Origin of the sequence: Magnetovibrio sp. PR-2 (assembly GCF_036689815.1) — a bacterium.
Lineage (GTDB): Bacteria > Pseudomonadota > Alphaproteobacteria > Rhodospirillales > Magnetovibrionaceae > Magnetovibrio.
This window is the reverse complement of sequence record NZ_JBAHUR010000001.1, coordinates 303973-330091: the sequence shown is the minus strand read 5'-3', so window position 1 is coordinate 330091 and position 26119 is coordinate 303973. Positions and strand designations below refer to the sequence as shown.

Genomic DNA, 26119 nt, shown 5'->3' with positions numbered 1-26119 from the left:
CGCATTTAGGGTGTGGCCGCCTGCTTCAAGACTTTGCCAACCATGTCATGGAGCGTATCGACCATCTTCTGCGCACCCGCAGGCGCCTTCCCGGTCATTTTGTCGCGCATCACGCGGGTCATGGCTTGCACGTGGTACTCCATGACTTGAAGGTGCACAGGGGCGATGGTTTCAGCGTGTTCGATAAAGCGGCACAAATCGTTACCGACCACCGTAATCAGCCAATAATCATAAGTCCCAGCTTGGCCTTTTAAATCATGGACGCGGCGAAACAACACAGCGCGTCTCGCTGAGTTGGTGGGCTCCGCCTTCAAGCTTTCAAGTTCTTGCCCAATGGCTTTCAACTCTTCGGGTAAGCGGCGCACAAACTCTTGACCAAGCTGTTGAACAATGTCGTCCAAGGCGTCGAAGTCTGGCTCCGTAATTTCCTCGTCTATTTTCAAGACCTTGTCTTGCAGCTTGTTCGGTGGCGTGATGAATTGAACGCCTTCAGATTTTCCCATTGTGGCCACCTCTTCGTACTCTGGCCTAATCTCCAGAGTGAATATTACCATACTCCACACAAGGTTATGACTCCTTGCTCTGGTGCAAAAGAATGGGATGCCCACACAAATGGTGCGGGAGGGCGTGTTCAGTCTTGCATGACCTTGGCGGCCATGGTGTGCAAGGTATTGATCATGCGCTGCCCACCATCCGGATTCTTGCCGGTCATGCGCTTGGTAAAGACCATTTTCATCGCTTCAACGTGATAGTGCATCAGTTTAAAATGGCGCGGCGTCATCACCTGGGAGTGTTCAATAAAACGGCACAGTTCATTGCTGATCACGGTGATCAGCCAATAATCGTAGGTCCCGGCTTGGCCCTTTAAATCATGCACCCGACGAAACAAGACGGCGCGCAAAACGGTGCTGGATTCGTCTTCTTTGAGTTTTGCGAGGTCTTGTTCAATGACGAAGATGTTTTGGGGCAGACGCCGCACGAAATCACGGCCAAGATCTTCGATCACGTCTGCTGCAGCGTCAAAATTCGGTCGAACACCGTCATCTGTCAGAACCTTGTCCTGAACCGTGGTCGGCGGTTTGATAAACGTCACGTCTGTAGCTTTGGTCATATGGGTAACCTCTTCTTTTCCGTCCAAGCCCCCAGCCTGAAACGCCCAGCAAAAACTCCCCGAATGACGCGCCCCATGCGTCTCCCACCTATACAACCCATGGATTGGTCATATCGTCAGCTATACCAACTATCATGAGTTTGTATCCGCGAAAATCGCACACATTGCGTATGCATACACAGACACACACCCCTTTAGATGCATTTTGTGTATAACTTGTATGGGTGACGGATATGTGACCGTAAGCGGTATTGTTATACTTATGAAGAAACTTTAGCGTGCGCGTTTGACGGCTCGTTTGGCCCCGCGTTTGGCATTCTTCTTTTGCTGCCCAGTCTTTTTTGCCCCGTGGTTTTTGGCGCTGGCCCCTTGGTTTTCGCTATGACCGTGTCCGCCGTGGCCCTTATCACCATGGCGCTTGCCGTCGGTGGGGCGATGCCCTTTGGCCTTTTTCGCTTTGGACTTCGGGGCCGATGCGCGCGGCGCTCCCCGTCCGCCCGGTCGTCCACCGCCCGCGCGGCGCTGTCCGCGCTTGGGCGGGTCTTCGTCGGGCTGGGCTATGGCTTCAGCATGGAAAATATGGCTGTCGTCTAAAGGCACGGCTTGGCGAATGGCAACTTCAATGTCGCGCAGATAGCCGCGTTCTTGGGCATCGCAAAATGAAATGGCTTCGCCCTGTTCACCACCACGCGCCGTGCGCCCAATGCGGTGCACGTAGCTTTCGGGTTCGTTGGGCAAATCGAAGTTGATGACGTGCGTCACACCATCCACATCAATGCCGCGCGCCGCGATGTCAGTCGCCACAAGCGCGCGCAGATTGCCGGCCTTAAACCCCTTGAGCACGCGCTGACGCGCACCTTGAGGCTTGTCGCCGTGGATCGCACCCGAACTGATGCCAGCCCGGTCCAAATGACGCGCGACCCGGTCCGCACCATGTTTGGTGCGGGTGAAGACCAACACCTTAGAATACGCCTCGTCGGCAAAGATATGGCTGAGCAGCGTGCGTTTTTTGTCTTTGGGTACCATCAGAACGCGCTGTTGCACACGTTCCGCCGTGGTGGCGGGCGGTGCGACTTCAACGCGTGCCGGGTTGTTCAACAAACCGTTGGCCAAAGACTGAACGTTGTCGGGCATGGTCGCCGAAAACAACAAGGTCTGGCGCTTGTCAGGAACGGCGGCGCAGACTTTTTTGACGTCGTTGACAAAACCCATGTCGAGCATGCGATCCGCTTCGTCCAAGACCAAGGTTTCGATCTTGTTGAGCCGCACCTTGTCTTGGTTCATCAAATCCAACAAACGCCCCGGTGTCGCCACGACGATCTGAGCGCCGGCGTTCAAAGCCTTGATGTGTTTGTTGATGGGCACACCGCCGAACACGACGATGGCGCGGACCTCGGTAAACCTTGCATAGCTTTCTATGCTTTCTTGGATCTGCAATGCCAATTCACGGGTCGGCGCCAAGATCAAAACCCGGGGTGTTTTGCGTGCGGGTAAGATGTTGGCTTTAACCAAGCGGTGCAAAATCGGCAACACGAACGCCGCCGTTTTACCCGTGCCCGTTTGCGCGATGCCCAACAGATCGCGCCCCTCCAACAAGGTCGGGATTGCTTGGGCTTGGATCGGCGAAGGTTCGGTGTAGCCGACTTTCGCCACCGCTTTGTGCACAGCCTCGATCAGGCCGAGGCTCTTAAAATCAGTCATTAAATAGATGTCCAAAAAAGCGTGAAGGGGCGCGGACCGTCGGTCCAGCGCCCCCACACTGAAAATGTGCGTCTGTTCTTAGTCCAAAGCGACCAAGTTGTCAGCAGCCATTTTGCCGTTGCGGCCTTCTTGCAGATCAAACTCGACCTTTTGGCCTTCGTTCAAGCCGCTCAAACCTGCTTTTTCAACAGCAGAGATGTGCACAAATGCATCTTTGGAGCCGTCTTCCGGCTCGATAAAACCATAACCTTTGGTGGCGTTGAACCACTTCACGGTGCCTTTTGCCATAATCAAAGTTCCTTTGACTTTAGTGTGTGGGCGCAGGCACGCTTTGCCTGTGCTCCGGTAACGTTCGCGATCGTCAGGAAGAACTTGTTGGACGATGAGTTCAGCAGGGCATTCAAGACAACGGGTAACGCGCTGGCACGATAGGCTTATTGTGGCGTTTCGGCAAGATAAAATGGGCTCGCGCTTACTTCCAATTGCGCCCGGTGGTAAAGGCCGGATTGGGGAACAGGTGGATGTGTTTCGCCATATTGAAGGATTTGGTGTTGGCGTCGGGCTTGCCAAACAAATACCCCTGGGCATAATCGACGCCACATTTGCGCACAAAATCGAGCCCTTTTTGGTCGTCGATCATCTCGGCGATGGTCTCGATCCCTAAGTTTTTGCACAGCGTCGCCATGCTTTCAAACAGGGCCTTACCGCGCGGCGCGCGTTGTGCGTCTTTGACCACCGGGCCGTCCAATTTCACCACATCAACTTCGAGCCGCATCAAATAACCAAAGCTCGCCGCGCCTGCGCCAAAATCGTCCAAGCAGACCGGATAGCCGTCTTTGCGTAAACGCTGGATGAAGTTGTTGGCTTGTTCTAAGTCTTCCATTTTGGCGGACTCGGTGATTTCGAACACCATTCGGCCTTTGGCCCATTGATTTTCGGCCATCAAATTGTGGAGCCGCTCCACATACCAATCCGACGCCACGGATTGACCGGAAATATTGACGGCAATGGACATCGGCGAGTTGCGCGGGATGGTGTTTAAGAACTCCAACCCTTTTTCCACCACAACCAAGTCGAACTCGGGAATGAGCCCGGTTTCTTCGGCCATGGTGATGATTTCAAAGGGTGAAACGCCTTCTTGGAAACGCGTCAGCGCTTCGTAGTGATGGATTTCACCGGTCTTCAGATTGACAATCGGGTGATAGACCAAACTGAACGCGCGGTTGGCAACCGTGTTTTTAAAGGTGGTGACCTTTTCCGCCGCTTCGTTCACCAACGTCGACAGGTTCGACGTTAGATCCTTCATATTCATGTGGCCAGAGCCTTCTTTAAACCGGTTGATGGCGTAAACCAAACCGTTGGCCATGTCTTCTTCGGAAATGTTGTCGGCGTCCACCTCCATGGTGGCAGCTTCGATGGCTACGCCCTTGGATGTCGGGTCGAATTGTTTGGTGACATCGGCCAGCTGGCTTTCCAACTCTTCGACGCTCAGATCATCCGCGTGCACAATGCCGAACTTGCCACCGTCCAGTTCCGCAGCACTGTCGCCGTCAACGGAACTGGCGCGCAAATACGTGCCCAAGACCTTGTCCAGCTCGGCGGCTTGTTCCGGGGTCATGCGGGCCTTCAGCTCGTCCAAGCCAGGCATGTTGATTAAAGTCAGCTGACTGTCGTCTTCGCCGTCTTTGAGCTTGCCGCCCAAAACGTTGGCGAAACTGTCGGCGTCATACAAATTGCTGTCGGTGTCTTTGGCCCCCCCGTGGGTCAAACCCGCACCCGTATTGCGGGCCACGCGCAGGGCCAAGAAATAGTGGCTGCCCAAGTCTTCCAGAAAATAGCCGGCAAAACCGAACGGCAAGCCGCCACCGTGTTGGCCTTTGAAGCGGATGTCCACGTCTTCGATGCGCCCTTGGCGCCGCGCGACACCCAAGAGCGAGCGCATCAAGCCCATATCATCCGCCCAGACAATGTCATCCAAGCCCTTGCCTTGCATTTGATCGGTGGTCATGCCCGTGATCGCTTGCCACGGTCCGCCCGCGAACACGATCTTTTCGTCCATGTCCACTTCCAAAAGGAAATCCGCCCAGCAAAACGCCAGCGCCACGAACCGATCCCGGTCCGTTTTCGCGTCAGCCGGATTGGTTGCCGGAGGCGGAGCAGTTGCAGCGGCTGCGTGTGACATATAGTCCCCAAGGCTAGTTTTTCTTGCCTTTAAGTTTAGATCGAAAGGCACAATGATTGCTACACATTAGCATATCAGATCATACGAATCCCTACGCAGTCTAGCCTAATACGAGATGTACATACTTATGAACTTATTCAAGGGAAAAGGCCTTGCGTGTTGTATTGGCTCAGCGTCTAATGCGCTCCATGACTGACGACACGCCCTCCCTTCCCGGCGCAAGCAATTTGCGCCACACCCCGACCTGGGTTTTTGACCTGGACAACACGCTCTATCACGGCGTGCACGGTCTGTTCGAACAAATCGACGTGCGTATGCGTCAATATTTGTCGAAATTCTTAGACGTTGACGAAGACGAAGCCTACCGGGTGCAAAAAAGCTACTTCCGTGAATATGGCACCACACTTCGCGGCATGATGGTCAATTACAAGATGGATCCAAAGCCCTATTTGAACTTTGTGCACGACATCGACATCACCGCCATTCCGCCCAATCCAGCGCTGGACGCGGTGCTGAAAACATTGCCTGGACGCAAACTCATTTTCACCAATGCCGATCTCGCACATGCTGAGCGTGTTCTAACCCGGTTGGGGATAACGGACCATTTCGACGGTGTGTTTGACATCAAAGACGCCGATTTCGTGCCCAAACCGGAACCCGAAGTCTATGACCGCCTGGTGGGACGTTTCGATTTCGACCCCACCCAAGCCGTCATGGTCGAAGACATCGCGCGCAATTTAAAGCCCGCGCGCGCCCTGGGCATGACCACGGTCTGGGTGCGCCCGGTGACCGAATGCGACATCTGTAAAGAAGACCCCGAAGGCGACCACGTGGACATTGAAACCGACGATCTGGTGGGTTGGCTGGAAAGCCTGTAAAACCGGATTCAAATTAAGGCCTTGGGCGGCTTTACAGGCCAGTTCCCACACCTTATGTTGCACCAGACCTTCCCCCCCATATTTTTGTGCAAAATATAGAGTGAGCAATCATGAGCTACACCGATTTGGAAAACACCATCAACACCGCCTGGGATGACCGCGACAACGTCGGCCTGGACACCCAGGGCGAAGTACGCGAAGCCGTTGAACAATCCATGGAACTGCTGGACAGCGGCAAAGCCCGTGTGGCCGAACGCGTTTCCGTTGGCGATTGGAAAGTGAACCAATGGCTGAAAAAAGCCGTTCTGTTGTCGTTCCGCTTGAACGACATGGGCTTGATCGAAAACGGCCCCGGCGGCGCGCACTGGTTCGACAAAGTGGACAGCAAATTCAAAGGCTGGGACGACGCACGGTTCCGCGAAGCGGGCATCCGCGCCGTTCCCAACTGTGTCGCGCGCCGCGGCGCTTACATTGCGCCCGGCGTCGTGCTGATGCCAAGCTTCGTGAACTTAGGCGCCTATGTGGACAGCGGCACCATGGTTGACGGCTGGGCCACGGTGGGCTCTTGCGCCCAAATCGGCAAAGACGTGCACCTGTCCGGCGGTGCCGGTATCGGTGGCGTTCTCGAACCCCTGCAAGCCAACCCGACCATCATTGAAGACAACTGCTTCATCGGTGCACGCGCCGAAGTGGCCGAAGGCGTCATCGTCGAAGAAGGTTCTGTGCTGGGCATGGGTGTTTACATCTCCGCCTCCACCAAAGTTGTGGATCGCGAAACCGGCGAAATTTTCTATGGTCGCGTGCCGAGCTACTCAGTCGTGGTTGCGGGCTCCATGCCCAGCCACCGCACCATGCCCACGGGCGAGCCTGCGCCGAACCTGTACTGCGCCGTGATCGTCAAACGCGTGGACGAAAAAACCCGCGCCAAAACCGGCATCAACGAGTTGCTGCGCGACTAAGTTCAGGAGCGCCCTTGAGGTGGCACAGATCGATCCCATCGAACTCACCCAAGCGCTGATCCAGCGCCCCTCCGTCACGCCTGAAAATGCAGGCGCGTTGGAGGTGTTGGAGGGTGCGTTGAAACCTTTGGGCTTCGTCTGTCACCGCTTGGCCTATTCCGACACCGACACACCCGACGTAGACAATCTTTATGCCCGTTTAGGCACGGACGGCCCGAACCTGTGTTTTGCAGGACACACGGACGTGGTGCCCGTCGGCGACGAGGCCGCATGGACCTATCCCCCGTTTGGGGCCGAAATCCACGACGGTGTGCTCTATGGGCGCGGCGCGGTGGATATGAAGACGGCCATAGCTTGCTTTGTATCTGCCACAGCAGAGTTTTTGGACGAAAAGGTCGACGGCTTTGCGGGCTCGATTTCTTACCTGATCACAGGCGACGAAGAAGGCCCGGCCATCAATGGCACCGTCAAGGTTTTGGACTGGATGGTGCAAAATGGCGAAACCATCGATGCCTGCATCGTGGGCGAGCCGTCCAACACCACTGTGGTGGGTGAGACCATCAAAATCGGGCGGCGCGGATCGCTCAACGGCTGGATCGTTCAAAACGGATCCCAAGGCCACGTGGCCTATCCGCAGCACGCCGACAACCCCGCGCCGAAGCTGGTGAAACTGTTGAACGCCTTAATTGACGCGCCCTTGGACACCGGAACAGAACACTTCCAGCCGTCAAACTTGGAAGTGACCTCCATCGACATTGGCAATGAGGCGGTCAACATCATTCCCAATACCGCCAAGGCCCAGTTCAACGTGCGCTTCAATGACACGTACACGCCCGACAGCCTAAAGGCGGAAATCCAGCGCCGTTTGGACGGGGCGGGCGATAACTTCGACATTGAGATGCGCGCCAGCGGCGAAAGCTTTTTAACCCCGCCGGGAAAACTGTCAGACGTCATGAGTGCCGCCGCCACCAAAATCACCGGGCTCACACCAGAGCTCAGCACCTCGGGCGGCACATCGGATGCGCGCTTTATCAAAGATCATTGTGCAGTCGCTGAGTTTGGCTTGCTCAACCAAACCGCCCACAAGGTCGACGAGCACATCGCCACCGCCGACATCTTGAAGCTCACCGACATATATTACGAGATGATCAAAGGCTTTTTTGCGGGGCAATCGTAATGCTCAGTGCGCGCGAAGCCGTTCTCTCCATTGCCGGCGCTTGGCGTCTGGCCAAGCTCGACGCGCAAGGCCGTTATTTTTTCAGTGCCACAGTCGACAGTTTTTGGAACTCGTATTGGGTCGCCGCCCTGGTGTTCCCGCTGCACCTTTTGGACATGGTGCTGCAGTTCAATGAGCATGGGGCAGAGCTTGATCCCATACGCTTTTACAGCGTCGAAGTCATTGCCTACGCCATGGTCTGGTTCGCGTTTCCTTTGGCCATGTTTTTCATCACCGGATGGATTGGCAAACAACACCGCTTTTTGCGCTTTGTCATTGCATCGAACTGGACCGCTTTGATCGTGTCGGTGGTTTTAATCCCCGTGCAATTGTCCGTGTCTTTGGGATTGGTGGAAGGTGGTGTGCTGTCGTTTATGTTGGCCGCCGCATTGGTCTACGCCTTTACGGTCGGCTGGTTCGTTGCGCGCTATACGCTCAACTTAGGGGGATTGGCGGCCGTCGGCGTGGTGATCTTGGATTGGTTTATGTATTTCATCATCCAAGGTTTTGCCGGGACCTTAATGTAAGAGGCTCAAAAAAGACCGCCCAGCCAGCTCAAAAACGCGGCTGCGCCGATGATGCTCATCAACACAGGTGAGGTCACAATCCCCACCATGGCCAAAAGCAGCGACGTCAGGCCGAGGCCGATGTGACCCGCAAACACGGCAATCAGTCCCAAAATTAAAGACAGCGGCGCAAAAATAAAACCGCCGGGAACAAACGGCAGAACGCTTAACACCCCAAAGCCCACAGCAAATAGCCCCAAAAGCGGCAACTCTTTTTCTGGGAGAGCTGCGGAAGGGCTGCCGTCAGGTGCTGCAGCTTCGGCCACAGGCTCCGCCGAGGGCTTGGTTTTCAATGTCATCAAGGTCTTATCATCGGTCATGGCCCAATAATAAGCATGGATTGCGGGCCCTGCCAACACACATGCGTTCCTCACATAATTAATGAGGTATGCCAATGATTTACTGTACATTCATGTGAATGAAAAACGTTGCGCAATACGATTTTGTGGGTTGTTTCCCAACAAGCAATCCCGCTATCATCGGGGTGGGTAGGAGTAAAAAGAATTGTGGGCAAGCGCCAGACCACGGTCTGGTTGTGCGTGTCCACACAATAATGAACAGAACACACCCTTAAGGGAGGGGCTACCCATGACCAGTGTGGAGCTGAAGGCCGACCACTTAGAGCTGGCCGTAGACAACGAATCTACACCAACTGACGATTCACTAGACCAAGCAGAACTCGACGCCATGACCGAACAAGGTGATGTGTTCGGCACCATGGCCGCGCGCCAAATCGCAGGCGTATGGGGCGAGCTTGCCGAAATATCGCTCGATCTCGACGAAATCACCAATGCTGTCAGCGGCAAAACCGATCATCTCAACCAATTGCGCGACGAAATGGGTGAACTGCACACCTCAAACTCACAAATTGGCGAGCTGGCGACAACGGCGAACAACATCGCCAACGAAGCAACCGATAGCACGGCGGACACCACCCGCACGGTGCAAGACAGCACGATTTCCATCAAAAGCTTGATCGAATCGGTCTCGGGCATCTCCAGCCGCTTGGATGCGCTGACCCATGCCTTGGAACGCGTTTCGGGCGTGGCGGCGAACATCGAAGCCATCGCCAAGCAGACCAACCTGTTGGCCTTGAACGCAACCATCGAAGCCGCACGCGCTGGTGCGGCGGGCAAAGGTTTTGCCGTTGTTGCTGGTGAAGTGAAGAACCTATCGAAACAAACCAGCGATGCGACCACGGACATCACAGAAACCGTGGCCGAGCTGCGCACCCAAATCGACATGTTGTCACGCGATAGCTCCGACAGTATCGACAAGGCCGATCAAGCCAACAACGATACGATCAAAATCGCTAACGCTATGGACGATCTGCAGACCATCTTCGATTTGCTGAAAACCCACGTGGGCAACATTCACGAATCGTCCCAAACCAACATCAACGTCTGCACACATGTGTCCGAAAGCCTGGGCAGTTTCTCCGAAGACGTGATTGAAGAAAGCAGACGCTTGGACACCGCCAACGGCCACGTGTCGCAACTGTTGGAGCTCAGCGAAGATCTGATCGAACAGGTGGTCGAGGAAGGCATCGAAATTGAAGACACGCCGTTCATCACCGCTGTTCGCGATACCGCCAAACAAATCGGAGCGTTGTTCGAAGACGCGGTGCGGGGTGGCCAAATCACCATGCAAGACCTGTTCGACGAAAACTACGTCCCCATCCCGGGCGTGGAGCCGCAACAGGTCATGGGTAAAATGGTGAACTTGACCGACAGCATCTTGCCCCCGGTGCAAGAGCCGTTGCTAAAGCTCGACCCCAAGGTGACGTTCTGTGCTGCGGTGGACCGCAACGGTTATTTGCCGACCCACAACGCCCAATATTCCAAACCGCCGTCGGACGATCCGGTGTGGAATATGGCCAATTGCCGCAACCGCCGTGTGTTCAACGACCCCACGGGTCTGGGCGCCGGTCAAAACGCCACCAAGCCGTTCTTGCTGAAAACCTACAAGCGCGACATGGGCGGCGGGGTCACGGCTGTGATGAAGGACTGCTCAGCCCCCATCACCGTCAACGGCCAACACTGGGGCGGCTTTCGTATGGGCTATAAAGCGTAGAGCTAGCTTTCCCGAGGCTCAAACCCAACACGCACGAAGTATAACCCGTCCGCCGGAGCCGTTTGGCCTCCGGCGGAGCGGTCTTTGGCCTCCAGCGCCCGTTTGACATCTACGGACGTCCATCTGCCGCGACCGACCTCGCGCAAGGTGCCGACCATGTTGCGCACTTGGTGGTGCAAAAATGACCGGGCGCGGGCTTTGATGTGAATTTCGTCCCCCGCAGCCCGCGTAACCGAAAGTTCGTCCAGGGTCTTCAACGGACTGTCCGCCTGGCACATGGTGGCGCGAAAGGTGGTGAAGTCGTGACGCCCGACCAAGACCTGGGCGGCTTCGTGCATGGCTTGAGCATCGAGCGGCGTGGGCACCCACCAAACGTGCCCCTCCTCAACCGCCGGGCGCGCGCGGCGGTTCAAGATGCGATAGAGGTATTCACGCTCTGTCGCACTGAAGCGCGCATGGAAATCTTCATCGACAATTTCGCACGCCACAATCGCCACCGGGTGCGGCTTCATATGATAATTCAGCGCACCTTGCACGGCGTCCGCACTCAGGTCGTCACGCTCCAAATCGAAGTGCGCCACTTGGCCATAGCTGTGCACGCCCGCATCCGTGCGCCCCGAACACTGCACATGGGCGCTTTCGTGGGCGAATTTGGGAATAGCTTCTTCCACGACTTGTTGCACGCCCAAACCATTGTCTTGGCGTTGCCAGCCCACATAGGGACCGCCATCGTATTCAACTGTTAAACGATATCGAACCATGACGCCTTTTTAGAGCGAGATTTTTTAAATGTCATTCGATAACCGTATTTTATCAAATATGGCCTTTATATTGCTAAGCACACCAAACAGGCGTAAAACACCACTGTGCTTCACTTGTCGGCCCCCCGGTCATCCGAAAAACCTCAAACAATATGGGGCCGGGGCGGTATAGGAAACGTAATGTCGGACAGCCTGCAAAAAGATCTCGATGCGCTGCACATTATGCCATTGAGCATTGTGCCCTTCGAAACGAAGACGCTGAAACGCGCGCGCATGATCAAAAACGCGCGGCTGCATTCCATGATTGAGCTGTTTCGCGATGAAGACGCTGGCAGCGGGCAGATGACTGTGGACTCCGCCGCGCGCCAACTGCGCGAAGAATTCAATGCCCCGCCCACCGACATCACCATGCTGCGCAAACTGTCGCGCATGCCGTCATACGACGTCTACAGCTTGCGTGTTGCGCTGCGCGAACAAGAAATCCCCGTGAACGACATTTCAGCTTTGCGTCTGTCGCCGGAAAAAAGCAAAGAGCTGGGCGGTTACATGAAGGACTTTACCTTCCCGCTGATCAGCGAAATTTACGGCAGCGGCGACGTGAACGTTCAAGACTTCGACGACTTGCTCAACCTGTTTCGCAATCCCGACATCAAAATGGCGCGCGAAAAATTGGACATGATGGCCAAGCGCCTCGACATCGATTTGATGGAGCTGCCGCGCTTTTTGGAAGACTACGGCGATATCTTCCTGTCTTTGGCGTATTACAAAAACACCCTCGACACCACCGCGCCGATTACACGGAACTTTCTCGACAGCATGTCCGCCATCCGCTCCAACTGGGAGCTTAAAAACGATCTAAACCTGATGAAAACCTGCGACATGCTGGAAAAAACCTTCACAGGACTGAGCGCGCACTTGAAACGTTTGTTCGATGAATTTGACAGTTCCACCAAAGATTTCTGGAGTGATGTGTCCGCCGAACGATTCCGTCAAGTTGAAGCCCTGATCGAAAGCTACCACACCACCATCGGCGGGGTGCTGTGCGCGCTGTCCGTGAAAATGAGCGCGTGGCACGAACTGTTCCCCAAACCCAACACCGGCGGGCCGGTAAAGCGTTCGGAATTCATCATGCTGGAAATGCGCCAAGGCATCGACGACGTGCGCCGCATTCTCAAAGACGCACAAGACAAAAAACCCACGACCATCACCCGCGCGTCAAAATTCAAAACTTATATGCAAGGCCAAGAAGAACGCGCGGCCGCTGCGCGTGGTGTGAAAACGCCAACCATCGGCGAGGACGTGCCCGATGCCGATCGCTTCTGATTGAAACGTTCGGCGAGTCATCTTTTATCGTATGAAGCACTTGTTTTCGCCTACCTTCGCCTTGCAAATACGCTTATACTTTGCCTATGGAATTTAACTGGGACGACAGCTTTAAGACCGGCGACGACACCATCGACGCCCAGCACCGCATGATCTTCGATGCGGCGAACATGTTCGTCGACGCCATTCACCAAAGCAAAGAAACCGCGATCTTGGAACAAGCCTTCGATCTGTTGATGAAATACACCCAGACCCACTTCGCTGATGAAGAAGCCTTTTATGTGAAGACTGGCTCCACCTTGTTGGACGAGCAAACCGAACAGCACAAAAGCCTGTTGGACGAGCTCAACAAAATCTGGGCCGAAAAGGAAGCCGGGTCTCAATTCGCCGGACAGGCCCTGTCGGTGTGGATGGAGCGCCGCTTGATCCCGCACATCATCAACAACGACACCGCTGCCCAAAAAGCACGCGGCTGATAAATCGCAATACTTGTGCTATAATCAGACTTGGGCACTCATATGGTGCGATGGATGGAGGGCTAAGTGATGCGTATTGGCTTGCTCCTTGCCGTTTCGATGAGCTTACTATTGTGGGGCGTCTCTGTTCGCGCCCAGTCCGCCAAACCAGCCATGGTCATCGGCGCTTTATCCGCACCGCCGTATGTGTTTTTGGACGATCAATCCAACCCTAAGGGCATTTTGGTCGAAAAAATTACCCGGGCTTTGGACCGCCTTGGCATCAAACCCGTCTTTGAAATCAACAACTGGTCGCGCGCCTTCCGCCGGGTCAAAAACGGTGACATCGACGCCATTATCCCAGCCCTCAAAAGCCCGGACCGCGAAGCCTATTTGGTCTACCCCAAAAACCCCATCGCTCTTTTTAATATGATGATGGCGAAGCATGTGAGCGATCCGCGCCAAACGGTCGAATTAAACGATATCAACGGTCTCACCGTCGGGCGTATTCGCGGGGCCCGTGTCACCCCAGCGTTCGACGAAGCCCTGCAGGCCCAAAAGTTCGACCTGGCAGAACGGGCAACCTTTGGCCAGCTGGCCTTGGGCGTGGCTCATCAGCGTTTGGATTACGCCGTCGGGCCGGAATTGATGCTGATGTGGGGGGCCGGAGAACGTGGCGTGCTGCGCAATCTGTCCTTTCTTGAACCCTCACTGGGACAAGGCCCGGTCTATCTGGCGATTTCAAAACATTCGCAGTTTGTGCTGAAGGTCGAAGAAATTTCCGAGAGCATCCACGATGTTGAAGAGAGCTCTGCCTTCAAAGAAGCCCTGCGTCCCTACAGCACATTTTTGCATTTAGATCTTTTTGAAAAGCTCAATCAGGCCTCTAAGGTGCACAAGCATTCGCCCGCCGCTGATTAATCCAGAAGCTCGCCAGCCTGGGTCGGCTTACCGCGCAGATACGCACCGGCGTCCATGGCACTTTTGCCGGCAGGCTGAACGTGGGTGAGCTCCAAAGCCCCTTTGCCACACGCCACCGACAAACCACCGATCACCGATCCGGGTGCGCCTGTGCCGTCCACCACGTCGGCCCTCCCCACGCGCACACGCTGGCCGTCGCGTTCGAACCAGGCCAGCGGATACAACGCGCGCACTTGGCGGTCGAGCTCAACAGCAGGTCGGCTCCAATCCATGCGGGTTTCAGCCTTGTCGATTTTTTTGGCATAGGTCACGCCGTCTTCGGGTTGCGGCGTCGGCTTAATTCTGTCCAGCGTCGCCAAAGTTTCAACCATCAACTGAGCACCCATCGCCGATAAAGCATCGTGCAGCATTTGCGCGTTGGTGGTCTCGTCTATCGCCAGTTTGCCGACCATCATCATGTCACCCGTGTCCAGGCCTTCGTCCATCTGCATGATGGTGACGCCACTTTCAGGGTCGCCAGCTTCAATGGCGCGCTGGATCGGCGCAGCCCCACGCCAACGCGGCAGCAAGCTTGCATGGATGTTGAAGCACCCCAACTTGGGCGCGTCCAAAATCGCTTTGGGCAAAATCAGGCCATACGCAACAACGACCGCCGCATCGGCCTCAAGGGCTGCAAACGCGGCCTGTTCGTCTTCACCTTTGAGCGACACAGGGGTGCGCACGTCAATGCCTTTGCTCTCAGCAAACGCATGCACAGGGGTGGGTTTGAGCTTTTGCCCCCGGCCCGCTTTGCGCGGCGGTTGGCTGTAAACGCACACCACGTCGTGGCCCGCGTTCAACAAAGCGTCCAAGGCCGGAACGGAAAAGTCCGGCGTGCCCATGAATATCAATCGCATGCTATCTTCCCCGCCCAGCTCCGTTTTAGACCGTTGCCGGTTTGCCTTTGCGCGCCTTTTGCAACTTGCGCAAAATCATGTTGCGTTTCAGCCCCGACAAGTGATCCACAAACAATGTGCCGTCTAAGTGGTCCATTTCGTGCTGCACACAAATGCCCATGATCTCATCTGCTTCCAGCTCGCGAATTTCGCCCTCTTTGTCCAGATAGCGCACCCGCACGACCAAGGGACGCACCACTTCGGCGTATTGTTCGGGCAGGGACAAACAGCCTTCTTCGCGCAGCTCTTCTTCGTCAGACGCCCAGACGATTTCGGGGTTGGCCATGCAGATGGGCTGCGGGTCTTCATCTTCCTTGGCGGTGTCCATTACCAGCACGCGTTTGGACACGCCCACTTGCGGGGCGGCCAAGCCGATGCCGCGCGCGCTGTACATGGTTTCCAACATATCGTCCATCAGCTGACGGATTTCGGCGTCCACCGCTTCGACGGGTTTGGCCTTTGTTTTCAAGACGGGATTGGGGGCGACCAATATGGGCAAGATAGCCATGTAACTTAACCTCGGGCTCAAACGAATAGTGTGTGCGAGAAGGACTTAAGGCCCCAGCCTTAAAAGGTCAAGAAATCTTAGCGTTTGAGGCGTATAATGCACACAGACTCCAAGGGCACGACTGCCCTGAATTCAAGCCCATTGATCCGTTCACGGGGAGCTGAAGACAATCGTATGCGCGCCTTGTTGCATTATCTCGTCACCATGGTGGTTATTCCCGTTTATGGAATCCGGGTCTGCCCCTTCATTGAATCCCTAACACCCTTAGAAGTCGCTCTACCCATCGTCGCGGTGCTCGCGGCCCAATTGATGGTGCGCAAACCTTTGGTCGCGGCTTTGGTGGACAGCGCACCGCTCAAATACCAAGTGAACCGCCTGTTTTGGCTGGAATTGGCCCTGTTCGCCACCAGCGCCATTTTGATCATGGCCTACAATGAATTTGCTTACGGCTTCCCGTTTTTGGAAAGCGGACTTAAGGTTTTGTTCGGCGTCACGGGATTGGGCTTTTTTGCAGCCTCCGACTTAGCGCTAGAGCGCGAACGCCACGTCGCCGCCGAAATTGAAGCGCAACACAAAGACATCGACGTGGATGACGACTACTTCCCGCTCACCAGCAAAGTGGCATTGTTCGCCTCTGTCTCCATCACCGTGTTGGTGGGTGTGTTCATGCTTTTGGTGGTTAAGGACTTAGATTGGATTGTGCACAACGCCGACGCCGTGGGTTTGAGAGAAGCACAGATTTCCGTTCTCAAAGAGTTTGGCTTCGTACTGATCGTGGTTTTGCCCCATACGCTCAACATCATTCGGTCCTATGCGCGCAACCTGCACGGCCTGCTCAATCAGCAGACCAGCGTGCTCACCCGTGTGACTTTGGGCGATTACGACAACCGCATCCCCGTTGCCAGCAATGACGAGTTCGGCGTCATGGCGCAGCACACCAACACCATGGTGGACCGCATCAAGGACCACACCCAAGAACTTGCGCGCACCCGCGACGTGACCATTTTGTCGCTGGCAAGTTTGGCCGAGACCCGCGACAACGAAACCGGCGCGCACATTTTGCGCACCCAGCGCTACGTGCGCGCCTTGGCGGTGCAGCTCAAAGACCATCCCCGCTTCAAAGACCAACTGGACGACGAAAGCATTGATCTGTTGTACAAATCCGCACCGCTGCATGACGTCGGTAAAGTGGGCATTCCCGACAGTATTTTGCTCAAACCCGGCAAGCACACGGATGAAGAATTTGAGATCATGAAAACCCATGCCCAGTTGGGCGCGGACGCTTTGGCGGTCGCCGAAAACGAACTGGGCTCAAACTCGTTTTTGCGCTATGCCCGCGAAATTGCCGTGACACACCACGAAAAGTGGGATGGATCGGGCTATCCCAACGGCTTGAAGGGCGACGGTATCCCCATGTCCGGCCGCTTGATGGCCGTCGCTGACGTGTATGACGCGCTGATTTCCAAGCGGGTCTACAAGCCGGCGTTTTCTCACGACAAAGCCATGGGCATTATCCGCGACGGCAAGGGCGCGCACTTCGACCCCGACATCGTCGACGCCTTGGACGCGGTGGAGGCCGAATTCCAAGACATCGCCGCCCAGTTTACTGACCACGCCCAAGCCGCCGAGTAGTTAGCGCGGCCCCATGACGGCGGCCAAAACGGCGGGCGCTTCCACGTGGTTAAATGCAGCCACATCATTCACGGACATGTTCAAATCATTGGCGTCCAGACCCGCAGCTTCCAGGCGGGCTTGGACGTCGCTATCCGACACGTTCAACACGGCGCCAATAGCACTCACGGAGGCGTCTATAGATTTATGCGCATAGGCCTTCATCGGATTGCCGCCACTGGGGGCCAACAAGGCACTGCCGACAAACACAGCCGTGACCAAAGCACCCGTTGCCAACCACACCCGTGCGCGCGGTTTTTGCAACTGTTTGCCGAGCGCCTTCATGTGGCGCGTCATATGCAGAGCGGCAGCCGCGACCATAACAAGACCCAGCCATTCATGCATGCCCATCACATATTGGGTGCCCAAATGAAAAAAGACCATCACCCCCGTCACCCCGACAATCACGAAGGTGATCGCGGTCAAAACGGTGGCGTGTTTGTATTGAAGGGCATAGAGCCAGCCTGTGTTGGCTGACGATGGCGACAGGGTTGGGGCTTGGGTGTTCATGGGGAAGGTCCTCTGACAAATCATGTGATTTGAAAGATGGTAAGCGACCCATGTATCTGGTGTATGTCTCAGACAGCTGTTTTATGTAACAGAACGTAACGTGCACATTGGACTTTCGAAGCCGGATCAGGCACTGTTTGGCTATGGATTCGCAAATTGTCATCGACACCAATCTCTTGATCGCTGTGGGCTGCCTGGTGGTGGCTTTGGGTGTGGTGTGGGCCATGGTCTCGTCCAAGCGCAACAGCCAACACGCCGATTTGTTCGACCGCATCGTTTTGCATCAAGCCGAGCTCACCGGACGGCTCCAAGCCATGGGCGAAACCCAGACCGGTCTGTCGCGCACGTTGGAAGACCGTTTGGACAGCGTCAACAAGCGCCTAGGCGACGGGCTCACCGAACACAGCCAACGCACCGGCGATGTCATCAAACAAGTCCACGAACGTTTGGCGGTGATCGATGCGGCACAAAAAAACTTGAACGAACTTTCCGATCAAATGGTTGGTCTGCAAGACATCCTGTCCAACAAACAAACCCGCGGTGCGTTTGGTGAAATTCAGCTGAACGATTTGGTCACCGATGTTTTGCCCCCGTCGGCTTATGAATTTCAAGCGACACTCTCCAACAAAAAGCGCGCGGACTGTTTGTTGAAACTGCCCAACCCGCCGGGACCCATCGTCATCGATTCCAAGTTTCCCCTTGAAAGTTTCTTGGCTTTAAAAAACGCGGAAACTGATGAAGACCGCAAGCGCGCCCTGTCCGCCTTTGGCACCGACATCTTGAAGCACGTCAAAGACATTGCGGACAAATACATCGTGCCCGGCGAAACGGCGGAAAGTGCGTTGATGTTTTTGCCAAGCGAAGCCGTCTATGCCGAGCTGCATGCATCTCTCCCCGATGTGGTTGAAAAATCTTATCGCGCGCGGGTGTGGATCGTGTCGCCCACCACCATGATGGCGACGCTCAACACCGTGCGCGCCGTTTTGAAAGACGCCCAGATGCGCGAACAAGCGGGGCTTATTCAAAACGAAGTGCGCAAACTGATGCGCAATGTGGAGCTGATGGATGAGCGTGTCTTGAAGCTGCGCAAAAACTTTGATACCGCAAACAAAACCATTGGCGACATCGAAACCTCATCCACGCGCATCAAAGGTGATATCGACCGCGTCGATCGCATTCAACTGGGTGAAGAAACGTCGGCCGAAGAGCTCCAGCCCCCCACCCCCGCCAAACAAACGGCGGCCAACCGCAATACGGCCAAGCCTGAAATTGAAGACCGCGACGACAGCATAGAAAACTTCATCTCAGAATCCGATCTGTTCACCACGTAAGGACCCACACATGAGCGCGCCCGAACCTCAACCAACCGACACCGAAGGCCTGCATCCCGAGGCCCCCCGTCAGGGTTCTCCGTGGAAGTGGATGCTCTTGATGATGGCAGTCTTGGTGGTGCTGACCACGTATTCCATGTGGGGTAAAGAAAAGATCTCGATCAAAGCCAATGTGGTCGTGCCCGAACTGACCCCTCTGCAACAGGCGGGTCGGGCGGACTTTGCCAAACTCTGTCAGGACTGCCATGGCGCGGATGGCTCTGGCGGGTCACGCAAAGGACAGCCGCTTATTCACCCCATGTATCGCGAAAACGTCTTCCCCGACTACGTTTTCAAAAAAGCGCTGCGCGATGGAAAACGCGAAAAAAACTGGCGCTTTGGGGAAATGCCCCCGACCAAAGGCATCACTGAGCCGCAAATCGACAACATCGTGTCGTTCGTGCGGGCCGTACAAAACGCCAGCGGCATCGACTAAATCCTCCAATTTCCCACACGCTACGCCCAAAAAGCGACCGCGCCACCCCCGGGCATGGGGTGACGCGGTCATGGGCAGAACACCTTCCGGAGGGGTGTTGAGGTGGAAGGCGTTCAAGGTTCAACTTTTCCCAGACCCCCCGGAATGGGAGAAAGTTGAGGGAACGGGGATGCAGCATGCGCCACATCCATCTATGGTTGTACCACAAAAATGCATGTACGCAAAACAATAATCGCCTATAAAGCCTAACTGAGAAAAACTCACTACCGATAGTTTAGCAGATCAGACCGGTTTTCTGGCCTTCAAGGCCGTGGAAAGCGTGCCTTCGTCCAGGTAGTCCAGCTCTCCGCCCACGGGCACACCATGGGCAAGTCCGGACACGCGCACATTTGCCCCGTCGAGACGTTCCGCGATGTAGTGCGCAGTGGTTTGCCCGTCTACGGTCGCATTGGTGGCCAAGATGACTTCCGTCACACCTTCGTGTTTGGCGCGTTCGATCAATTGGCCAACGCGCAGGTCTTCCGGGCCGACACCGTCGAGCGCGGAAAGCGTGCCGCCCAAGACGTGATAAAGCCCCTGAAAGCCCACCACGCGTTCCATCGCCCACAAATCGCCGATTTCCTCCACAACACAAATCTGGCTGCGGTCGCGTTTGGGGCCGGTGCAAATGGTGCAGGGATCAATGGTGTCAATGTTGCCGCACACCGAACAGGTTTTCACACTGTCCGCCGTTTCCGACAAGGCACGGGCCAAGGGCTCCATCAACGATTCGCGCCGTTTGATCAGATGCAACGCCGCGCGCCGGGCCGAACGCGGCCCCAACCCCGGCAGTTTCGCCAAAAGGCCGATTAACGCATCAATGGAACCGGGTCCGGACATGGACGTGTCCTTTGGATCAGAACGGCAGTTTGAAACCCGGCGGCAAGGGCAGACCGCCGGTCATTTCCTGCATCTTTTCTTGCTTGAAGGCGTCGATTTTGGCTTTTGCGTCGTTGAACGCAGCGGTGACCAAATCGGCCAGCAATTCAGGGTCTTCGGGGTCAATCATGGACGGATCGATGGAGATCCCTTGGATATCGAACTTGCCGTTCAAGCGAACCGTGATCATCCCACCGCCCGATTGTCCTTCGGCGACAAAGTGTTCCATTTCTTCTTGCAGTTCGGTCATGCGGCTCTGCATTTGTTGAGCCTGCTTCATCATCGCACCGAGGTTTTTCATGGTCTCTCCACCGTAAATCGCGTTATCCACAGAAGGCCGCGCAAGAGGCCTGGAATCTGTCTCAGCCAGTGTATACCATCTCCCTCATGCAACACCAAAGCTTGTTCGTCTTCGATATTGAAACTGTGCCCGACACCGATTGCGTGCCCAATCTGGTGGACCGCGACATTGGCCCAGACGTGGCCGAGCGCCGCGAAGCGCTGGAGCAATACCACCTCGACGCCACGGGAGGCAAAAACGCCTTCCCGCGCCAGCCCTTTCACAAAGTCGTCGCCGTAAGCTTCTTATCCGCCGAGATCGAGCGCGATGGGCGTTATGAGAACTATTACCTCAAAGAAATCCGCTCCGGCGGCGGCGCAGACAGCCCCGAGCACGACCTGGTCGGCGGCTTTTACCAGTTCATCGACCGCAAGCGCCCGCGTTTGGTGAGTTATAACGGACGCGGGTTCGACCTGCCCGTGCTGCGCCACCGCGCCATGGTCTGCGGCATCACCGCAGGTGTGTTTCACGACACCACCAACAAGTGGGACAATTACACCTCTCGCTACGCATTGGACTGGCATTGTGATTTGCAAGAAGCTCTGACGGATTTTGGCGCGGCGTCCAGGGGCCTCAAACTCAACGAAGTCTGCTCCGTCTTGGGCTTTCCCGGCAAGTTCGGCGTAGACGGCTCCAAAGTTGCGCCCATGTATGACGAAGGGCGCGTGGACGAAATCCGCGATTATTGCGAAACGGATGTCTTAAACACTTACCTGGTCTATCTGCGCTATCAACTGACGCGCGGCCAAATGAACAAAGAGGGCTACAACCGCGCTGTCGCGGATGTGATCTCACTCATCGAAGCTGAACAAAAAGACCGCCCGCACTTGGGCGAATTCCTAGCGCATTGGGGCGAAGTTTCGGGTAATCAGTTCTTGCTGGGCTGAACCGATTTTTGTGCCTTCGAATTCCTGTTGGCATTCCAAGAAAATACGGTTCGGGCATTCGGCACAGATGGATTTATCCAGCTTTTGATAAATCGCGTGAATAGCTGCGGTTTTGCCTTGGAAGAAATGGTTTTCGTCAATGTCGTCCAAGCAGCCGAATTTTTCCATCACATCCCACAGTGGCAACTGCGCGTTGATGATGTAAAGCCCACCGCCCATTTCCGCGCGTTTGCGCGCTTCGTCCACGAACGCTTCGCCGCCTTGCAAATCCACAAAGCGGATGGCTTGGGCGATGATCGCCAAGTGCTTTTGGTCCGGTGAGCTGGTGCGGTAGAGATCAAACGTGTCTTCCACCCGCGTCACATTGCCGAAGAATATCGAGCCGTCAATTTGCGCCATGCGCACCTGGGGGCATTCCGGCAAGCTGGGGTCGGCCCGGAACACGCGCTTGGCGAGGCTATTGTCCGGCGCTTGGCGGCGAATGGTAGGTTTGGAGACCCGCTCCAAATACATCAACAAGGACAAAAGCACCCCGGCGAAGATGGCAAGCTCCAACTCCAAGAACAAAGCCGAGAAAAACGTCACCAACAACACCGCACTTTCGCGCCCCGACGCGACCAAGATGTGCTTGATCTGTTTGAAGTCGATCAAGCCCCATGCGACGATGAACAACAAGCCCGCCATCACCGCCTTGGGCAGGTACTGCGCCCAGGGGGCCACAAACAGCACCACGGCCATCAACATGAGACCGCCAAAAATCGCGGCCAGCGGCGTGCGTGCACCGGCTTCGTAGTTCAGACCCGAACGGTTGAACGAGCCGGTGGCGACATAGCCGGAAAAGAAACTGCCAAACAAGTTCGACAAACCTTGGCCGATAAATTCTTGGCTGCCCTGAATGCGGTAACCGCCGCGCGCGGCCAAGGAGCGCCCGATGCTGGCGGCTTCGGTCAAGGCAAACAACGTCACGGCCACAGCGGTGGGGGCTAAGTTTTTGATGTTTTCAATGTTGAGATCCGGGGCCGACAAGGGCGGCAAGGACGCAGGCAACGCTCCGATGGTGGTGATGCCCGTCACGTCTTGGCCCAAACGGAAGTTTAAGAACACACCGATGGCGGAGCCAAACAACATGGACACAATCAAATACGGAATTTTCGGGAAATACTTTTTGGTCAAAACCCCCGACAGCACCGTCGCCAAGGCCACGCCCGTAACATAAAAATTGATGTTTCCGATCTGCTCATAAAACGCGAACAAAATGTCATGCAGGTGTCCGCCGGACGGCATTTCGACACCAAAAAAGTTTTTCAACTGCTTGGCCGCAATCAAACACGCCGCACCCGCCGTAAACCCAACGATGACCGAGTGCGAAATGAAGTTCACCAACGCACCCATGCGGGCGAGGCCCAAGGCCAACTCAAAGATGCCGACCATAAACGTGAGGGTCAGCGCCAGCGCCACATACTGTTCGGTGCCGGGTTCGGCATAAACCGAAAGGGCTGAAAACAACACGATGGACGCTGCTGTGGTGGGCCCGGAAACCAAGTGCTTGGACGAGCCGAACAAAGCCGCCAAAATCGCCGGAATCATACCGGCATAAAGGCCATACTGCGGCGGCATACCCGCAATCACGGCAAAGGCCACACCTTGGGGCAGCATCACCAACGCGCCCGTTAAACCTGCAATCAGGTCGAACTTAACATCTTCACGGGTGACTTGCGGACCCCACTTCATAAATGGGGTGAAGGATTGCCACGGAATGGCGTTGAATAAGGCTTTGTTCATGGCGTGCAGCTTCTACGTCTCAGTCGACGCAAGCTGAAAAGCGCGGTTAGCAGACGGGTTCGCAACCGACACAGTCGAGCGAAGACGAGAACCACCGCCGCAAAAGAGCTCGCGACGTCAAATTATTGGTTTTGTTGGTCTCAGTAAGACATTGGGGGGTGCTGCGGAAAAATCTTTAGGCACCTTGCTGTTGTCTGGCCCCTGTATAGTCCTCAAGCTCAAAAACGTCCAGCCCACAAGTGCAATGCAGATATGTTCAAAACGCATAGGCAATCGGCGGAGAGAGCCGGACCAGAAATCGTAGGGATGCTTCATCACAAAACGGCCCAATGCTCGTCATATCTACACTCCAAACAGCACAAAGAAAGAAGGTAAAGATATGGCTTCCATCACCGTTACATCCGTCACTGGTCTCGGCCAACCCGATATTTATACTGGGCTTGAAGCCCAGGGCACGGGTACGGCCGACAAAACCCTCACGGTCCATTATAAGACTCAATCCGGCGCTATGTCGGCAGACAAGTCCCCAAAAGTAAACTCGGACGGATCGTGGTCCGTGAAGTTCAATGGTGAGTTCTCCGCAGGAACCGAAGTCAAAGTCATCGCCAAACTGGGCGACACGGAGGCATCAAAAACGGTGACCCTGCCGAAAGCTTCAGGTTGAAGCTCAGTCTACGTCAAGTGGCCCATCCACCTCTTCGTCCTCCAACGGACGAGTAAGCGGCGGGATGTCGGCGCTTAAATCTTCGACGCTGGAAATTTCCGCGCCGGGGAAGGCTTCCAAAACGGCTTGGACCAAGGGATCCTCTGCGGCTTCGGCCTTTTCGGCAGCGACGGCGGCGTCTTGTTGTTGGGTGAGGGTCGGTGCACCCGGCGCGCGTGAAATGCTCACCACCCAACGGCTCGACGTGTGATCGTTCAGCATCTTGGTCAAACGCTGGGCCAAGTCGGGCAGCGCATGGTCGGCGGGGCGGTATTCGATTTTGCCCGGTTGAAAACTCACCAAGTGCAGGTTGGAAATCAGGTTGGCGTGCAAGATCATCTCGCCCACCTTTTCCGCCAAGTCCACCACTTGGTCATAGGTCTGCGGGTTGGGCAGCTCCAGCTCCGACACGCTGAGGGGCTGGGGTTGGGTTTGGGCGTTCACAGCTGGGCCCGTGTTTGCATTGGCGCTCATGGTCGGGCCGTGGGTGGCACCGCTGGGCATGGATTGCGAACTTTGGGCAGACGTGCTCGCTCCACCTGGCGCAGGCGCGCCACCACCACCGGGTCCGGGACTCGGTGCCTGAGAAGCAGGGGGCGCGTTTTTCAATTGTTTTAGCGCATCCGCCGGGCTCGGCAATTCCAACCCATACATCAAGCGCACCAAAATCATTTCCGCCGCCTGCAAGGCGCTCGGCGCTGCGCGCACTTCGCCCAAACCTTTAAGCAACATTTGCCACGCGCGGGTCAATGCCGCCATGGTCAGGCCGCCCGACATTTCCAGGCCCCGGGTGCGCTCCATTTCCGGAACGCCGGGGGCTTCGGCCGCGGTGGGCGTGACTTTGATGCGTGTCAGCCAGTGGACCAGTTCCAACATGTCTTCCAACACTTGGGCCGGGTCGGCGCCGCTGTCGTACTGAGACGCAAGTTGATCCAGCGCACCCGGGGCATCGCCCTTCATCACCGTGTCCAAAAGATCGAACGTGCGGGCGCGATCGGCCAAGCCCAACATGTCGCGCACTTGGTCTTCGCCGACTTCACCGGCGGTGTGCGCAATGGCTTGATCCAACAAAGACAGGCCGTCACGGACCGAGCCGTCGGCGGCACGCGCAATCAGGCTCAACGCGCCTTCGGTCACCGTGGCACCTTCTTTTTCGACGATGCCTTTGAAGTGGTTCGCCAACGTTTCCATATCGATGCGGCGCAAATCGAAGCGCTGACAGCGTGACAGCACCGTCACCGGGACTTTGCGAATTTCGGTGGTAGCGAAGATGAACTTCACATGCTCCGGCGGCTCTTCCAAGGTTTTGAGCAACGCGTTAAACGCGTTTTTGGACAGCATGTGGACTTCGTCAATGATGTAGACTTTGTAGCGCGCCGACACCGGTTTGTAGCGAACACCTTCAATGATTTCGCGAATGTCGTCCACGCCCGTGCGCGACGCCGCGTCCATTTCCATCACGTCGACGTGGCGGTCTTCGGCAATGGCGGTGCAGTTTTCGCACACACCACACGGGTCTGCGGTCTCGCCCCCTTGACCGTCGGGGCCGATGCAGTTGAGCGCGCGCGCAATGATCCTGGCCGTGGTGGTTTTGCCCACACCGCGCACACCGGTCAGCATGAACGCGTGCGCCAAGCGCCCCGTTTGGATCGCATTGGTGAGCGTGCGCACCAGAGCTTCTTGGCCGATCAACGTGTTAAAATCTGTGGGGCGGTATTTGCGGGCTAAGACCCGGTATTCATCGCTTGAAGCCTCGGCAACGCCTGTTGTCTGTTCGTCTGACATGTTGCGGATCCGGCTCCAGATACATGAAGAGGTGGGAGACCAGCAAGCGACCCGAAGAAAAACTCGTTACGGCTGCTTCCTTCCGGACCTGACCGGGTTGGCGAGGGCTTCGTCCGCGCCGATCTCCC

The 26119-nt window shown here is 55.9% G+C and carries 27 protein-coding genes and 1 other RNA gene; 13 read left to right on the top strand and 15 right to left on the bottom strand.

Features of this window, described 5'->3' with window-relative positions; genetic code table 11:
• Nucleotides 1-5: 5 nt before the first annotated feature.
• The 5 genes from V5T82_RS01675 to V5T82_RS01655 form a co-directional block, all read right to left on the bottom strand.
• Nucleotides 6-503, bottom strand: a complete 498-nt coding sequence (locus V5T82_RS01675; RefSeq protein WP_332893840.1) for a hypothetical protein — start codon at nt 501-503, stop codon at nt 6-8.
• A gap of 128 nt (nt 504-631) precedes the next feature.
• Complete coding sequence (locus V5T82_RS01670) at nt 632-1111, bottom strand: hypothetical protein (protein ID WP_332893839.1); 480 nt, start codon at nt 1109-1111, stop codon at nt 632-634.
• A 273-nt stretch (nt 1112-1384) separates the two neighbouring features.
• On the bottom strand, nt 1385-2812 hold the full coding sequence (locus V5T82_RS01665; RefSeq protein ID WP_332893838.1) for a DEAD/DEAH box helicase: 1428 nt from the start codon (nt 2810-2812) through the stop codon (nt 1385-1387).
• A gap of 78 nt (nt 2813-2890) precedes the next feature.
• Nucleotides 2891-3100, bottom strand: a complete 210-nt coding sequence (locus V5T82_RS01660; protein WP_332893837.1) for a cold-shock protein — start codon at nt 3098-3100, stop codon at nt 2891-2893.
• A gap of 184 nt (nt 3101-3284) precedes the next feature.
• On the bottom strand, nt 3285-4994 hold the full coding sequence (locus V5T82_RS01655; RefSeq protein ID WP_332893836.1) for a sensor domain-containing phosphodiesterase: 1710 nt from the start codon (nt 4992-4994) through the stop codon (nt 3285-3287).
• A gap of 152 nt (nt 4995-5146) precedes the next feature.
• Here V5T82_RS01655 and V5T82_RS01650 point away from each other — a divergent pair, with 152 nt between their 5' ends.
• The 4 genes from V5T82_RS01650 to V5T82_RS01635 all read left to right on the top strand — a co-directional run bounded on the left by V5T82_RS01650 (nt 5147) and on the right by V5T82_RS01635 (nt 8574).
• Nucleotides 5147-5872, top strand: a complete 726-nt coding sequence (locus V5T82_RS01650; RefSeq protein WP_332893835.1) for a pyrimidine 5'-nucleotidase — start codon at nt 5147-5149, stop codon at nt 5870-5872.
• 110 nt (nt 5873-5982) lie between these two features.
• Complete coding sequence (gene dapD, locus V5T82_RS01645; RefSeq protein ID WP_332893834.1) at nt 5983-6831, top strand: 2,3,4,5-tetrahydropyridine-2,6-dicarboxylate N-succinyltransferase; 849 nt, start codon at nt 5983-5985, stop codon at nt 6829-6831.
• A gap of 19 nt (nt 6832-6850) precedes the next feature.
• Nucleotides 6851-8008 carry a succinyl-diaminopimelate desuccinylase gene (gene dapE / locus V5T82_RS01640; RefSeq protein WP_332893833.1) on the top strand — a complete coding sequence of 386 codons (1158 nt, stop codon included), beginning with the start codon at nt 6851-6853 and terminating at the stop codon, nt 8006-8008.
• A complete protein-coding gene (locus V5T82_RS01635) occupies nt 8008-8574 on the top strand; it encodes a hypothetical protein (protein WP_332893832.1) in 567 nt (188 codons plus the stop codon). Before dapE ends, V5T82_RS01635 begins: the two co-directional genes overlap by 1 nt.
• Nucleotides 8575-8579: 5 nt before the next feature.
• Here the strand turns inward: V5T82_RS01635 and V5T82_RS01630 are convergent, their stop codons facing one another.
• Complete coding sequence (locus tag V5T82_RS01630; protein ID WP_332893831.1) at nt 8580-8933, bottom strand: hypothetical protein; 354 nt, start codon at nt 8931-8933, stop codon at nt 8580-8582.
• A gap of 268 nt (nt 8934-9201) precedes the next feature.
• On the opposite strand from V5T82_RS01630, the gene V5T82_RS01625 reads away from it, so the two are divergent.
• Nucleotides 9202-10686 (top strand): methyl-accepting chemotaxis protein, encoded by a 1485-nt coding sequence (locus tag V5T82_RS01625; protein ID WP_332893830.1) that lies wholly within the window; start codon nt 9202-9204, stop codon nt 10684-10686.
• A 2-nt stretch (nt 10687-10688) separates the two neighbouring features.
• On the opposite strand, the gene truA is transcribed toward V5T82_RS01625, so the two are convergent.
• Nucleotides 10689-11447: a tRNA pseudouridine(38-40) synthase TruA gene (gene truA, locus V5T82_RS01620; protein ID WP_332893829.1), complete on the bottom strand. Its 759-nt coding sequence runs from the start codon at nt 11445-11447 to the stop codon at nt 10689-10691.
• Nucleotides 11448-11627: 180 nt separating this feature from the next.
• Here truA and V5T82_RS01615 point away from each other — a divergent pair, with 180 nt between their 5' ends.
• The 3 genes from V5T82_RS01615 to V5T82_RS01605 all read left to right on the top strand — a co-directional run bounded on the left by V5T82_RS01615 (nt 11628) and on the right by V5T82_RS01605 (nt 14146).
• The gene (locus V5T82_RS01615) at nt 11628-12770 is read left to right on the top strand and encodes a hypothetical protein (RefSeq protein ID WP_332893828.1); all 1143 of its coding nucleotides are present in this window, start codon (nt 11628-11630) and stop codon (nt 12768-12770) included.
• A gap of 86 nt (nt 12771-12856) precedes the next feature.
• Nucleotides 12857-13246 (top strand): bacteriohemerythrin, encoded by a 390-nt coding sequence (locus V5T82_RS01610; protein WP_332893827.1) that lies wholly within the window; start codon nt 12857-12859, stop codon nt 13244-13246.
• A gap of 99 nt (nt 13247-13345) precedes the next feature.
• Entirely contained in the window at nt 13346-14146 is an 801-nt protein-coding gene (locus tag V5T82_RS01605; protein WP_332893826.1) for a substrate-binding periplasmic protein, read from the top strand.
• Here the strand turns inward: V5T82_RS01605 and fmt are convergent.
• Both fmt and def read right to left on the bottom strand, forming a co-directional pair.
• On the bottom strand, nt 14143-15042 hold the full coding sequence (fmt, locus tag V5T82_RS01600) for a methionyl-tRNA formyltransferase (protein ID WP_332893825.1): 900 nt from the start codon (nt 15040-15042) through the stop codon (nt 14143-14145). The genes V5T82_RS01605 and fmt overlap by 4 nt on opposite strands.
• A 25-nt stretch (nt 15043-15067) precedes the next feature.
• Nucleotides 15068-15589 (bottom strand): peptide deformylase, encoded by a 522-nt coding sequence (gene def / locus V5T82_RS01595; protein ID WP_332893824.1) that lies wholly within the window; start codon nt 15587-15589, stop codon nt 15068-15070.
• A gap of 96 nt (nt 15590-15685) precedes the next feature.
• Between def and V5T82_RS01590 the strand changes: the two genes are divergently transcribed.
• A complete protein-coding gene (locus V5T82_RS01590) occupies nt 15686-17221 on the top strand; it encodes an HD domain-containing phosphohydrolase (protein ID WP_332893823.1) in 1536 nt (511 codons plus the stop codon).
• Here V5T82_RS01590 and V5T82_RS01585 read toward each other — a convergent pair whose 3' ends face one another.
• Entirely contained in the window at nt 17222-17770 is a 549-nt protein-coding gene (locus V5T82_RS01585; RefSeq protein ID WP_332893822.1) for a DUF4405 domain-containing protein, read from the bottom strand.
• A 143-nt stretch (nt 17771-17913) separates the two neighbouring features.
• Here V5T82_RS01585 and V5T82_RS01580 point away from each other — a divergent pair, with 143 nt between their 5' ends.
• Together V5T82_RS01580 and V5T82_RS01575 are read left to right on the top strand one after the other, a co-directional pair.
• Entirely contained in the window at nt 17914-19101 is a 1188-nt protein-coding gene (locus tag V5T82_RS01580) for a DNA recombination protein RmuC (protein WP_332893821.1), read from the top strand.
• Nucleotides 19102-19111: 10 nt separating this feature from the next.
• Complete coding sequence (locus V5T82_RS01575; protein WP_332893820.1) at nt 19112-19576, top strand: c-type cytochrome; 465 nt, start codon at nt 19112-19114, stop codon at nt 19574-19576.
• Nucleotides 19577-19858: 282 nt separating this feature from the next.
• Here V5T82_RS01575 and recR read toward each other — a convergent pair whose 3' ends face one another.
• Both recR and V5T82_RS01565 read right to left on the bottom strand, forming a co-directional pair.
• Nucleotides 19859-20455, bottom strand: coding sequence for a recombination mediator RecR (gene recR / locus V5T82_RS01570; protein WP_332893819.1), 597 nt, complete (start codon nt 20453-20455; stop codon nt 19859-19861).
• 16 nt (nt 20456-20471) lie between these two features.
• Nucleotides 20472-20795: a YbaB/EbfC family nucleoid-associated protein gene (locus tag V5T82_RS01565; protein WP_332893818.1), complete on the bottom strand. Its 324-nt coding sequence runs from the start codon at nt 20793-20795 to the stop codon at nt 20472-20474.
• An 86-nt stretch (nt 20796-20881) separates the two neighbouring features.
• Between V5T82_RS01565 and V5T82_RS01560 the strand changes: the two genes are divergently transcribed.
• Nucleotides 20882-21721 (top strand): 3'-5' exonuclease, encoded by an 840-nt coding sequence (locus V5T82_RS01560; protein ID WP_332893817.1) that lies wholly within the window; start codon nt 20882-20884, stop codon nt 21719-21721.
• On the opposite strand, the gene V5T82_RS01555 is transcribed toward V5T82_RS01560, so the two are convergent.
• Entirely contained in the window at nt 21674-23503 is a 1830-nt protein-coding gene (locus V5T82_RS01555; protein ID WP_332893816.1) for a SulP family inorganic anion transporter, read from the bottom strand. The genes V5T82_RS01560 and V5T82_RS01555 overlap by 48 nt on opposite strands.
• Before the next feature lie 379 nt (nt 23504-23882).
• On the opposite strand from V5T82_RS01555, the gene V5T82_RS01550 reads away from it, so the two are divergent.
• Nucleotides 23883-24167: a hypothetical protein gene (locus V5T82_RS01550; RefSeq protein WP_332893815.1), complete on the top strand. Its 285-nt coding sequence runs from the start codon at nt 23883-23885 to the stop codon at nt 24165-24167.
• 3 nt (nt 24168-24170) lie between these two features.
• Here the strand turns inward: V5T82_RS01550 and V5T82_RS01545 are convergent, their stop codons facing one another.
• Both V5T82_RS01545 and ffs read right to left on the bottom strand, forming a co-directional pair.
• Complete coding sequence (locus V5T82_RS01545) at nt 24171-25991, bottom strand: DNA polymerase III subunit gamma/tau (protein ID WP_332893814.1); 1821 nt, start codon at nt 25989-25991, stop codon at nt 24171-24173.
• A 30-nt stretch (nt 25992-26021) separates the two neighbouring features.
• Nucleotides 26022-26119: signal recognition particle sRNA small type (ffs, locus tag V5T82_RS01540), an RNA gene on the bottom strand.